General features: G+C 64.8%; 11 protein-coding genes. 7 read left to right on the plus strand and 4 right to left on the minus strand.

Annotated features, from left to right (window positions below):
• The first annotated feature begins 82 nt into the window (after positions 1 to 82).
• Genes ACVZTU_RS17595 through ACVZTU_RS17615 form a run of 5 tightly spaced genes read left to right on the plus strand, consistent with a single transcriptional unit; the run spans position 83 to position 5,154 of the window.
• Positions 83 to 1,021 carry an ABC transporter permease gene (locus tag ACVZTU_RS17595; protein WP_139467525.1) on the plus strand — a complete coding sequence of 313 codons (939 nt, stop codon included), beginning with the start codon at positions 83 to 85 and terminating at the stop codon, positions 1,019 to 1,021.
• An 11-nt stretch (positions 1,022 to 1,032) separates the two neighbouring features.
• Positions 1,033 to 1,962 (plus strand): ABC transporter permease, encoded by a 930-nt coding sequence (locus ACVZTU_RS17600; protein WP_482400989.1) that lies wholly within the window; start codon positions 1,033 to 1,035, stop codon positions 1,960 to 1,962.
• Positions 1,963 to 1,964: 2 nt separating this feature from the next.
• The gene (locus ACVZTU_RS17605) at positions 1,965 to 2,795 is read left to right on the plus strand and encodes an ABC transporter ATP-binding protein (RefSeq protein WP_139467527.1); all 831 of its coding nucleotides are present in this window, start codon (positions 1,965 to 1,967) and stop codon (positions 2,793 to 2,795) included.
• Positions 2,792 to 3,613, plus strand: a complete 822-nt coding sequence (locus ACVZTU_RS17610; RefSeq protein WP_420095373.1) for an ABC transporter ATP-binding protein — start codon at positions 2,792 to 2,794, stop codon at positions 3,611 to 3,613. Before ACVZTU_RS17605 ends, ACVZTU_RS17610 begins: the two co-directional genes overlap by 4 nt.
• The gene (locus ACVZTU_RS17615) at positions 3,613 to 5,154 is read left to right on the plus strand and encodes an ABC transporter substrate-binding protein (protein ID WP_482400990.1); all 1,542 of its coding nucleotides are present in this window, start codon (positions 3,613 to 3,615) and stop codon (positions 5,152 to 5,154) included. Before ACVZTU_RS17610 ends, ACVZTU_RS17615 begins: the two co-directional genes overlap by 1 nt.
• 9 nt (positions 5,155 to 5,163) lie before the next feature.
• Here the strand turns inward: ACVZTU_RS17615 and ACVZTU_RS17620 are convergent, their stop codons facing one another.
• Both ACVZTU_RS17620 and ACVZTU_RS17625 read right to left on the minus strand, forming a co-directional pair.
• Positions 5,164 to 6,438 (minus strand): FAD-binding oxidoreductase, encoded by a 1,275-nt coding sequence (locus ACVZTU_RS17620; RefSeq protein ID WP_181271870.1) that lies wholly within the window; start codon positions 6,436 to 6,438, stop codon positions 5,164 to 5,166.
• On the minus strand, positions 6,435 to 7,805 hold the full coding sequence (locus ACVZTU_RS17625; RefSeq protein WP_434592433.1) for an aromatic ring-hydroxylating oxygenase subunit alpha: 1,371 nt from the start codon (positions 7,803 to 7,805) through the stop codon (positions 6,435 to 6,437). The genes ACVZTU_RS17620 and ACVZTU_RS17625 overlap by 4 nt, the downstream gene beginning before the upstream one ends.
• A gap of 143 nt (positions 7,806 to 7,948) precedes the next feature.
• Between ACVZTU_RS17625 and ACVZTU_RS17630 the strand changes: the two genes are divergently transcribed.
• A complete protein-coding gene (locus tag ACVZTU_RS17630) occupies positions 7,949 to 8,875 on the plus strand; it encodes a LysR family transcriptional regulator (RefSeq protein WP_139909412.1) in 927 nt (308 codons plus the stop codon).
• Here the strand turns inward: ACVZTU_RS17630 and ACVZTU_RS17635 are convergent.
• Positions 8,811 to 9,203 (minus strand): hypothetical protein, encoded by a 393-nt coding sequence (locus ACVZTU_RS17635; RefSeq protein ID WP_139467532.1) that lies wholly within the window; start codon positions 9,201 to 9,203, stop codon positions 8,811 to 8,813. The two genes, ACVZTU_RS17630 and ACVZTU_RS17635, sit on opposite strands and share 65 nt — an antisense overlap.
• A gap of 109 nt (positions 9,204 to 9,312) precedes the next feature.
• On the opposite strand from ACVZTU_RS17635, the gene ACVZTU_RS17640 reads away from it, so the two are divergent.
• On the plus strand, positions 9,313 to 10,722 hold the full coding sequence (locus ACVZTU_RS17640) for an APC family permease (RefSeq protein WP_482400991.1): 1,410 nt from the start codon (positions 9,313 to 9,315) through the stop codon (positions 10,720 to 10,722).
• Positions 10,723 to 10,789: 67 nt separating this feature from the next.
• Here ACVZTU_RS17640 and ACVZTU_RS17645 read toward each other — a convergent pair whose 3' ends face one another.
• On the minus strand, positions 10,790 to 11,758 hold the full coding sequence (locus ACVZTU_RS17645; protein ID WP_482400992.1) for a hypothetical protein: 969 nt from the start codon (positions 11,756 to 11,758) through the stop codon (positions 10,790 to 10,792).
• Positions 11,759 to 11,765 lie beyond the last annotated feature (7 nt).

The following is an 11,765-nucleotide window of genomic DNA, read 5'->3' on the forward strand; positions in this document are numbered from 1 at the left end:
GCCGCGTCCCGGACCACCGCGACAAGCAATATTGCGAATAGAATGACAGGTGTAATCCAGGTCACACTGCGAAGGGGTGGGTGTGGGCAAGTACATCCTCCGGCGTGTGCTGCTGATGATTCCGATCGTCCTCGGTGTCGCCACGCTGTCCTTCATCCTCATGAAGCTGGCTCCCGGCGATCCCGCAGCCGCATACCTCGGCGATAAAGCCACTCCGGAGAACGTCGCTCAGCTTCGTCAGGCTTGGGGCCTGAACGAACCGATGATCATCCAGTACTTCCAGTTCCTCGCGGGCCTCCTCGTCGGTGACTTCGGACAGTCATTCATCTTCCAGACCTCCGTCCTCGAGCTGCTGAAGCTGCGGATGCCGGCCACCCTGCTGCTCATGCTCGTGTCTCTGGTGTTCGCTGTCGTCATCTCCGTCCCGCTGTCACTGTGGGTGGCGGCGAAACGATCTGCCGCCTCGGCGATCGTGTCCAGGGTCTTCGCCGCCACCGTCCAGGGCATGCCGGCTTTCTTCGTCGGCACCCTGCTCATCCTCGTCCTCGGGGTGAACCTGGGCATCTTCCCGGTCGGCGGCTACGGCAGCAACTTCGGAGAGCACCTCTACTCCCTCGTCCTGCCCGGTCTCGCTGTCGCGCTGACGATCTGCCCCGTGCTCATCCGCAGCCTCACGGCGGCACTGAACGATTCGATGTCCGCCGAGTACACGAACTTCGCCCTGTCGAAGGGACTGAGCAGGAAGCGGACGGTGATCGACTATGCCTTCCGCAACGCCGGAATCACAGGTGTTTCGATCCTCGGCATCCAGGTCGGTCACCTCGTCGGCGGTGCCCTCGTCGTCGAGAACGTCTTCGCGATCCCCGGTGTCGGCTCACTCCTCATGGAAGCCGTCCTCGCTCGCGACTACGACGTCGTGCAGGCGCTGACTGTGATCTTCGGTGTCCTCGTCGTCCTCGTCTACCTGCTCACCGATGTCGTCTACAGCATCGTCGATCCACGCGTGCGGCTGGGGGCATGATGAGCGAACCGATGACCTCCCCCACGGCGACCGGTGCCGGTGGCCTCAACGGGAAACCGCCGCGGACTCGCGGCGGCACTGCGTCCCGAGCGACGCCGACCGCGCGGTTCACGCTTCCCCTGCCGGCATTCCTGCGACGGCACAATCTGCAGCTGTGGATCGGTGCGTTCATTCTCGGTGCGATGGTGCTGCTGCTCGCCGTCGGACCGCTCTTCGTCACCGACGACCCCAATCGGCAGGACCTGCTCAACACCTTCGCCCCGTCTTCGGTCGCGCACCCGTTGGGCACCGATCAGCTCGGGCGAGACGTCCTCTCCCGCTTCCTTCACGGCGGTCGCGTCGACCTCATCGTCGCTGTCGTCGCCGTCATCGTGCCCTTCATCCTCGGTACGGCCCTCGGTTCGCTGGCCGGGTACTTCGGTCGCTGGGTCGACATCGTCATCATGCGCCTGGCCGATATCGTCTCGGCCTTCCCGTTCTACGTCCTGGTCATCGTGCTCGTCTTCGTCATGGGCAACGGAATGGGCAGCATCTTCGTCGCCATCAGCGCCGTGTCCTGGGTGGCCTACGCCCGCATCGTCCGCGGCGAGGTGCTCGTCCTGAGAGAGCAGGAATTCATCTCCGCCTGTCGTGCCTCGGGTCTGAGCACTCCCCGGATCCTCACCCGCCACATCATTCCGAACACCGTCAGCCAGGGCGTCATCTATGCGATGAGTGACATCGTGCTCAACATCGGCGTCGTCGTCACCCTCAGCTACTTCGGCATGGGCATCGTCCCACCGACCGCCGACTGGGGTCAGATGATGAATGACGGTCAGCAGTACATGGGCACCGGCAACTACGGCCTCATCCTGTGGCCGGGGTTCGCCGTCGTCATCGTGTCCTTCGCGCTGGCGCTCATCGGCGACGGACTGACGAACACGCTGAAGCCGAAGAGGTGACCATGCCCATCCTCGAAGTGGACTCCCTCACCGTCGACATCGACGGAGAGGCCGGACGGCGTCGGATCCTCGACGACGTGTCGATCAGCCTCGAGGCCGGTGAGCCGATGGGTCTCGTCGGCGAATCGGGATCGGGCAAGTCGATGACGCTGCGCAGCATTCTCGGAATGCTCCCGCCCGGCGCCTCCGTCGTCGACGGAGAGATCCGGTTCGACGGTCGCAATATCCTCAGCTCCGGGCCGGGCGGACGATTCGACCAGCGCATCCGCGGCACCGGCATCTCGATGGTGTTCCAGGAACCGGCCATCGCGCTCAACCCGGTGATGAAGGTCGGCCGCCAGATCACCGATGCCATCGCCGAGCGCAGAGGACTGTCGAAGAAGCAGGCTCACGACCTCGCCGTCGAGCTCATGGACCGTGTCGGCATCACCGATCCCGACCGCAGAGCCAGGCACTACCCGTTCCAGCTCTCGGGTGGAATGCGTCAGCGCGTGATGATCGCGGCGGCGTTGGCGCAGGAGCCACAGGTTCTGCTCTGCGACGAACCGACGACGGCGCTCGACGTGACGATCCAGGCGCAGGTGCTCGATCTCTTCCGCACCATGCAGCAGGACGAGGGCCTCGGTCTGCTCTATGTCACCCATGACCTCGCGGTCGTCGCTCAGCTGTGCTCGTCGATCAGTGTGATGAAGGACGGGCAGATCGTCGAACACGGTGTGCTGCAGGAGGTCTTCGACGATCCCCAGGAGGAGTACACGCGTCGACTGCTGACAGCGACTCCGCGCATCGATGAGGACGTTGACGATGCGGGCCTTGCCGAGGAGACACGATGACCGAGACTCAGCCTTCGTCAGCGTCGGTGCGCGGTCTGCGCGCCGAGAACGTCACCGTCACCTTCGGACGTGGTGACCGCGCCTTCACCGCGGTCGATTCCGCCGACCTGCAGGTCCGCCCGGGCGAGATCGTCGGACTCGTCGGCGAATCGGGTTCGGGAAAATCGACGCTGTCCCGAGTCATCTGCGGACTCCAGCGCGAATACGACGGCACGGTGAGCGTCGACGGTCGGGAATTCGCACAGAAGCGCACAAGCGCTCAGTGGCGGATCGTGCAGATGGTCTTCCAGGACCCCTTCGCCTCCCTCGACCCCCGTTATACAGTGCGGGCCACGCTCGCCGAGGTGATCCGCCATCATCGTCTCGCTTCCGGTGCCGCTCTGCGGGCCAGGTGTGCGGAGCTCATGGAGATGGTGCGGCTTCCCGAGGAGTTCCTCGACCGCACCCCGACCGCTATGTCTGGAGGGCAGAGACAGAGAGTGGCGATCGCCCGAGCGCTTGCCGTCGAGCCCAGCATCATCGTCGCCGATGAGGCCGTCTCCGCCCTCGACGTCAGTGTTCAAGCTGAGATCGTCGCACTCTTCGCCCGACTGCGCGAGGAACTCGACCTGTCGATCCTCTTCATCTCCCATGACCTGGCGGTCGTCAAGAAGCTGTGCGAGCGGATCTACGTCATCCACAACGGACGTCTCGTCGAAGAGAACACCACCGAGGAGATCTTCACGTCCCCGCGCGACGACTACACGAAGACACTGCTGAAGGCGATACCCACCTTCGACAGCGCTTACCTCGATCGGATCCGAAGAGGGGAAGGGTGATGGCCACGAGATTCGCAGCGGTGACTGCCGCGCTCTGCGCCTGCCTCCTGGTCCTCGCAGGGTGCAGTTCATCAGGAGAGAAGACTGCCCGGCCCGGGGGCGACCTCGTCTTCGCTCGCGCCGCCGATGCTACAACTCTGCTGCCACCGACGACGACCCAGAATGAAGACATCTGGACGCTGCAGCAGGTCTACGAGACTCTCACGCTCAACAAACCCGACGGGTCCGGGGTCGAACCGGGGCTGGCAACCGATTGGGAGGAATCGAAGGACAAGATGTCCTGGACCTTCCACCTGCGCGAGGGAGTGAAATTCCACAGCGGCAAGACCCTCGACGCCGACGATGTCGTCTTCTCCCTGAACTATGCGCGGGATCAGGAGGATGAGAACAATCTCTGGGCAGCAGAGTTCGACCCGATCAAAGACGTGAAGAAGGTCGATGACCACACGGTGCGCATTGATCTGAAGCAGCCGTGGGGTCCCCTGCCGAGCTATATGGCGCTGTTCGCCGCATCGATCTACCCTAACGACTTCGGCGGACACGACGCCGAGTACATGGCAGCGCACGCAGACGGCACTGGGCCGTTCGAGGTCGGCAATTGGAATAAGGGACAGAGCCTGGAACTGGTGAAGAATCCGGACTACTGGGAGGACGGGGTGCCCTCTCTGGATTCCGTGACCTTCAACGTCGTTGCCGATGACAATACTCGTCGCCTGCAGCTGCAGGGCGGTCAGGCCGATATCAATCAGGAGCCTGCTCCATTGAGCATGAGTCAGCTCTCGCGCTCTCAGGACATCAATGCCCAGGCGTTCACCTCGACGAAGATCCTCTATTTCAACATCAACAACAAGGAGAAGGGCCTCGACGATCCCAAGCTGCGACGTGCCATGTCGTATGCGGTCGATCGCAAGTCCATCGTCGAGGTGGTCTACGCCGGGTATGCCGAGCCCGCGTCTTCGTTCATCTCACCGGGTCTCGCCGGTCATGCGGACAAGGTCGACAGCAGCCAGTTCGACATGGAGAAGGCCGAACAGCTGGTCAAGGAGTCGGATCATCCAGACGGTATCGACATCAACATTCAGATTCCCTCGGGTGTCGCCGATCGTGAGCTGCTGGCGCAGATCGCCCAGCAGGCGTGGCAGGACATCGGTCTGACCGTTCACGTCCAAAAGCTCGACGATGCGACTCTGACGACGAACCGCACGAACGGCGACTTCCAAGTTCAGGTCAGCTATGCGACGTCCGACGTTTCTGACACTTCGCAGATGATCAACTTCCTCGCCGTCACCGACGACTCGGGAATCCGTTCCGGCTACGCGAATCCCAAGGTGGAGAAATGGGCGGAGGAGGCCGTGGCCGAAGAGGATCCGGAGAAGCAGAACGAGCTGTACGCCCAGATCCAGCAGCAGGTCGCCGACGAGGCCCCGATCGTACCGATCGCCTACCAGCGAGCACTGTACGGAATGAGCCGGGATGTCGTCGGCTTCGAACCCTATGTGCTGGGCACCTACGGGCTGAAGGAGACGAAGCTCAAGCACTGAGCAGGCAGCTCACCTGTCGACGACGATGTCGGTCAGCGGAGTCGAGCAGCAGGGCAGGAACTTTCCTGCGGCGATCTCCTTCGGACGGATTCCGCCCGCATGCTTCATCTCGACTTCGCCGCTGATGAGCACAGACTTGCAGGTTCCGCACGCGCCTTCCGAGCAGGATGAGGGCACGGACAATCCGGCGTCCAGAGCAGAGTCGAGGACGGTCGTGGACTCATCGCAGTCGACCACGCGCCCGGAGACCGCGAACTCGACGACGTGGCTCACTCCAGTACCGCCGACGACGCCGACTCCGGCAGCTTTGGCTCTCGCACCGGCCTTGGCCAAACGATCGGCAGGTGAAGTGGCGAAGACGAACGACTCCTCATGCATCCGCGCCGATGCCACCCCCGCCTCGGCGAGCAGGGGCCGCACCGCGTCCATGTACGGACCCGGCCCGCACACGAAGGCTTCGCGGTCGGCCGCGTCGGGGACCACCTCGGCGAGGGTGGACGCATCGATCCGACCCCGCCGACCGGCCCACGTCTCCACCTCGGAATCCCTGGAGCACAGGATGGTGACGCTGACTCCGGCGACCTCGGCGAGCTGTTCGAGCTCGGCGCGGAAGATGATGTCGAGCGGAGTCGAGGCGCTGTGGACGAAGACGATGTCGGTGCCGAACCCTCCCTGTCGGGCCAGCAGGCTGCGCACCATCGACATGATCGGGGTGATTCCGGAGCCGGCGGAGAGGAAGAGGTGACGTTCGGCCTGATGGAAGCTCGTGCTGAACAGCCCGTAGGGTCCGTCCACGTGCAGCCGATCGCCGACCCGCACGTTGTCATGCAGATGGGTCGATACCGCTCCCCCGGCCACGCGCTTGACCGTGATGGTGAAGATGTTCGTGCCGAAGGGCGCCGAGGAGATCGAGTAGCAGCGCTCGAGGCCGAGCTCGGGGATGCGCATCGTCACGTACTGACCCGGGGCGAAATCGACCGCGGTCATCCATCCCGCCCGCAGCTCGAAGGTCTTGACATCGTGGGTCACCTGGGTGATGCCGGTGACCTCGACGGGGCCGGTGAGCAGTTCGGGATCGAGCTGAAGTTCGGCGAGCACGGGGCCAGCTGATTCTGCCGGCACCCGGTCGACCGACGCGGCGAGCGCGGGCTCGACTGCCGTATCGAAGACCGGCGGGGCAGCGGCCGCGGTTGCGGGTCGACTGCCCCGAGTGGGCACTCGGAACGTCGCCTTGCCCACGGGCGCAGATGCAGCCTGGGCGAATGTCGAATGGCGGTACCTCATCGTCGCTCAGCTCCTTCCAACTGCACGGTTCGCTGTTCTCTATGGGCCTTGAGCCGTTCGATGTACCAGGTGACGAAGTCGTCGACCTGCGATTCGGTGGGTGCGTAGGGGCCCGGCACGTACGCCGGCGACGAGATTCCCAGGTGCCCGCGTTCGCAGAAGGTCGCGTCCTGTTCGTTCGTCTTGAGCCACACCGTCGTGAGGTTGTCGAGGTCGTAGTCGACGCCCTCCTCCGCATCGGCGTGGACGAGCCAGGTCGTGCGCACCAGCGTCTTGTCCTCGGCCAACGGCAGCAGGCTGAACGTCACCACGTGGTCGCCCATCGCGTGGAACCACATATTCGGCTGCACGTGCAGCGAGGCCCGGCCCAGAACGAAGGTGTCGAGGTCGCCCAATAATTTCGCCGAGGCGGCCGATCCGTCCATCGTGTACGACTCGCCCTTTCCGTCGAGAGCTGCCCGTTCGATCCGGAATCCGGTGGGCCGTCCGCTCAGCTCCTCGACGAGGGCATACGGCAGGCCGTTGCGGTCGCAGTCGGCATGAAGCTGATCCTCGGCGTCGAGGTACCGCTGGTACGCCGGCTGCAATCGCTTCGGAATCTCGTCTGGTTCGTAGCCGTAGGTGGGGAAGAACGTGCACGTCAGCTCCGGGTGGCCAGCTTCGCAGTGGTAGCACTCGCGGTTGTTCTCCATGACGAGCTTCCAGTTCGAGTCCTCTATGAGGTCACTCTGCGCAGCTACCTTCGTCCCGGCGATGTCATGCCCGGTCAGGTAGGGCTCGATGACCTCGGCCACCTCGTCGATGTCATCGGGCGGGGTGGGGCTGAGGCAGATGAAGATGAGCCCGCCGATGACGCGGAGGTTCACCGAGCGCAGAGAGAAGCAGCTCCGGTCGAAGCCGGGAGCTTGAACGCCTGCAGAGATGAGCTCTCCGGCAGGGGTGTAGGTCCATTGGTGGTAACCGCACACGATGTTGCCGACCGATCCGGACAGGTCACCCAGCAGCCGAGTCCCCCGGTGACGGCACACATTGTGGTGGGCACGGATCTCACCGTCGTCATCGCGGATGACGATGACGGAGTAGGCGCCGATGTCGACCGTGAGATAGTCACCGGACTCGGGCACTTCGGCAGCAGAGGCAACGAAGATCCAGGTCGAGGCGAAGATCGCCTCGATATCGCGGGAGAAGAACTCCGGGCTGATGTAGAACGGCGCCGCCAGCGAATAGCCGGGCACACGTTCGTCGATGAGTCGGTCGATATCGGTCCTGCCGTGCCCGCCCGATCCGACAGCCGCACCCGACCCAGCGGGTCCGCTCGTGCTGGAATCGGTCCGCTTCTGCTCTGGCGCCAGAGTCAATTCGTCCACCACCTCGTCGTGTCTCGGCCGCGCCTGCTGTCGGCCCCTTCGCCGACCGCGACCGTGGAGTTCGTGCTCCTGCCCCCAGTGTCCGCCAGAGGTTTGCTGAAGAAAAGCGAATCTTCTTCATCCGAAACGTGCAATACTATTGCATGATCGATCCGCGTCTCCACGTCCTTCGGGTCCTTGCCGAAGTCGGCACTCTCACCGAGGCGGCACACCGCCTCGGATACACCCCTTCAGCCGTATCGCACCAGCTCAGAGGCCTGTCGAAAGATCTCGGCGTGCGCATCGTCGAACCGCGCGGTCGCGGACTCGTCCTCACTCGAGCCGGTCAGCTGCTCCTCGAACGCTCTCAGGAGCTCTTCACCAGGTGGGAGGAGATCCGAGGCGAGCTCGACGGCCTCGGCACCAGCCGAGATACGCGCACCAGACGGCTGCGCCTGTGCGGCTTCTCCACTGCCGCGGCCGCCCTGCTTCCACCGACAGCCCTGACGGTGATGGAGCGATTCCCGGGCGCCGAGGTCACGATCATCGAAGCCGACCCCGAGGAGTGCTTCGACCTTCTCATCTCCGACCATGCCGACGTCGCCGTGGTCGTGGCCACCGACCCGCTGCCGCCGCGCAGCGATCCCCGCTTCGAGCAGTCGGCACTGTTCAGCGATCGCCTCGATCTGCTGGTTCCCGTCGGACACCGCCTGGCAGAGAAGTCAGCTGTGGCGTTGAGCGAGGCCGCCGAGGAGTCCTGGATCCTCGACCGGGCGGGTTCGCCGTATCACCGTCTGGTGCGCACGGCGTGTGCGGCTGCCGGTTTCCAACCGGAACAGGCCCATCAGTCTCGGGAGTGGGAGACGGGTGCGTCGTTGGTCTCGGCGGGACTCGGGGTCGCGCTCATTCCTCGCCTGGCACGCCTGCCGGACGGCTTCGATGTGGTGCGCGTGCCGCTGCGCGGTGATCCGGTGCCGTCCCGGAAGATCCTCTCGGGCATCCGCCGCGGTTCGGGCGCTCAGCCGATCATCGCCTCGGCGTTGGAGGTCCTCCGGGAGTCTGCTGAAACGGCGGCCCACCAGGAGGCCTGACCATCCGGACCTGCGGTCGCATTCGACGCCGCTTCCGCGCGACGACGGTGGTGAGGACGATCCCGGCGATCAGCACCAGAACGGAAACCACGGCCACAACGAAACCGGTGATGAAGAAGCCGGAGGCGAAATCGTCGAAGGCGTCGACGTTGCCGCCGCCTCCGAGGAGGAACAGGAACATCGGGATGACGAGGATGCACAGTCCCACCCCGAGACCGAGGACTCCGGCGATGATGAGGAGGATTCCCGGCACCACGGACGGTTTCTTCGCAGGCACACCTCCCGGCGGGAACCCACCGGGCTGGATCATCTGCGGGTGATGCGTCATCCGGGCCTCCTTCCTCTCCCCCGATCCTATCGGGGACTCGAAACCGCGCCATGACCTGCGCGTAGAGTTGAAGCACATACTCCGAAAGACGGGCACCATGATGGACGATATGACCGCCGATGATCGGTCCAACCAGGTCGACAACGAAACTCGGACTTCCGCACCCGAGGACACGGCCGCCTCGGTGAGAGGTGGGACGCTCAAACGGACGATCGGCCTGAGCGAGCTCGTCTTCTTCGGACTCGTCTTCATCGGTCCCGCGGCCGCAGTCGGCGTATTCGGCACCCTCGATGCCCGCTCGGGCGGGGCCGTGGCACTCGTCTACATCGTCGCGACGATCGTCATGGCCTTCACCGCGGTCAGCTATATGCGCATGTCACGGGAGGTTCCCCGCGCGGGCACGGTGTTCGCCTACGCCTCGGCGGGAATCGGAAAACCGGCCGGTTTCGTCGCCGGCTGGATGATCCTCCTCGACTATCTCTTCATCCCCTCGGTCGCCTATCTGTTCACCGGGATCGCTCTGAACTCGATCTTCCCCGCGCTGCCCGTCTGGGTGTTCGTGGCCGTGGCCGTCATCCTCACCACCGGGCTCAATCTCGCCGGGGTCAAGGTCGCCTCCCGCGTGATCACCGGGGTCGTCCTCGCCGAGGTGGCCGTCCTCGCCCTGGTCCTCGTCCTCGGCATCGCCTACCTCGTCCAGCATGGGCCGACGCGGGGATGGTTGACCCCGCTGACCGGGGTCGATGCGTTCTCCGTGACAGCGGTGCTCGCTGCCGTGTCCGTGGCTGTCCTGTCGTATCTCGGCTTCGATTCGCTCGCGACATTCTCCGAGGAGGCCAAGGGCGGGCCGCGGATCGTCGGCCGTGCCACGCTGATCTGCCTCGTGCTCGCAGGTGTCTTCTTCGTCGCGCAGACCTGGGTGGGCAGTCTGCTCTCACCGTTGACTCCGGCGGACCTGCAGGCCGATCCCGCGCTCGAGGGAGCCGCCTACTACGACGCCGTCGACTCGACTCTCGGCCCGTGGCTGCACTGGCTGCTCGCCTTGGCCAAGGCCGTGGGCGCGGCGTTCTCCGCGATGATCGGTCAGGCCGCAGGCTCCCGCATCCTCATGGACATGGGACGATCCCGTCAGGTGCCGAAATTCCTCGCCGAGGTGGCCCCGAAGACCGGTGTTCCGTGGAAGGGAATCCTCGTGGCCGCCGGCGGCAATGTGATCGTGGCCGGGTGGGCGGCGACCCGTGCCGATGGTCTCGACCAGCTGACCTCGATCGTCAACGTCGGGGCGCTGACGGCGTTCATCTTCCTTCAAGCCTCGATGGTCGGATACTTCCTCGTGAAGAAGCAGGGCAGCGAGACTCCCAACTGGTTCAACCACGGCGTCATTCCGGTCATCGGCGCCGGCCTGCTCATCGCAGTGCTCGTCAGCGCAAACCCGCTGGCCCTGGTCATCGGGGCGGTCTGGCTCGTCATCGGCATTGCCGTGTTCGCGGTGAACAACCGGCGGCGCGCCCACGTCTGAGCCGGTCCGGCGGCCCATCATTCAGCCGCCGGTTGCGGGTGTGACCGGACGGACCGGCTCGGGAGTCTCAGTCCTGCAGGCGGGTCGTTCCTTCGTGGCCGCCGGAGGTGTTGAGCTGTTTGGCGTAGCAGCTGTCGGGGCCGAGTCCGTGCGATGAGCACCACGACAGGGCGTCCTCGGGGTCGTCGTAGCCGATGCCGACGACGGTGACCCAGAAATTGTCTTCCTTGAAGCTGCCGAAGTCGCCCGACCAGATGAGCTTCACGCGGGGGAACTCTTCGCGCAGCCCTTCGAATTCTTCGAGGATCGCTTCTTCGTCCCAGGTCTTCCCCTCGGCTTCGAGGCCGACCTTCTTCGAACTCAGCTGCGGCACCCATTTGCCGTTGAGTTCGCTCTTCGCTGTCTGTCCGTCGGAGTCGGCGAGCTGTTTGAGTGCCTTCTTCGGGTCGTCGGGAAGCGCCGATTCGGTCTCGGTGGGCTCGGGTGAATTGCTGGCCGCAGCCGAACCGTCATCGCTGGCGGCGTTCGTCGGCTCATCGGTGGAGGCGACATTGGCGGGGTCCTCGGAGTCCTTCGAGAAGAACGTCGCTGCGCCCCATCCGATGCCCCCTGCGAGGACGATGCCGACGACGACGAGGAGCGCGATCATCCCGCCGCGCTTCTTCTGCGCCGGCGGTCCGGCCTGCTGATACGGTCCCGGACCGTAGCCGTAGGGCTGCTGGTGTGCGGGCTGTCCGGGCTGTGGAGGCATTCCGTTGGCGGCCGCGTAGCCGCCGGCCTGGAAGGCTTGGGCGCCTTGACCCTGGGTGGATCCGCTCTGCTGGCGAGGAGGCTGACCGTTGCGATGAGGCGGGCCGCTCTGCGAGTGCGGGGTCTGGATATAGGGACGCTGCGGCTGAGGTGACTGAGAAGGCGGCGGAGGTGTGCCCCATCCATTGCCCGGCGGAGGTCCCGGCTGCGAGGACCATTGGCTTCCCGACCGGTCGTTGACGTCCCATTCGTTCTCATCCCCGCGCCCGGGAGGGTTCGTACTCATCCGTCAC

The sequence above is a fragment of the Brevibacterium sp. OS20 genome, from assembly GCF_056837565.1.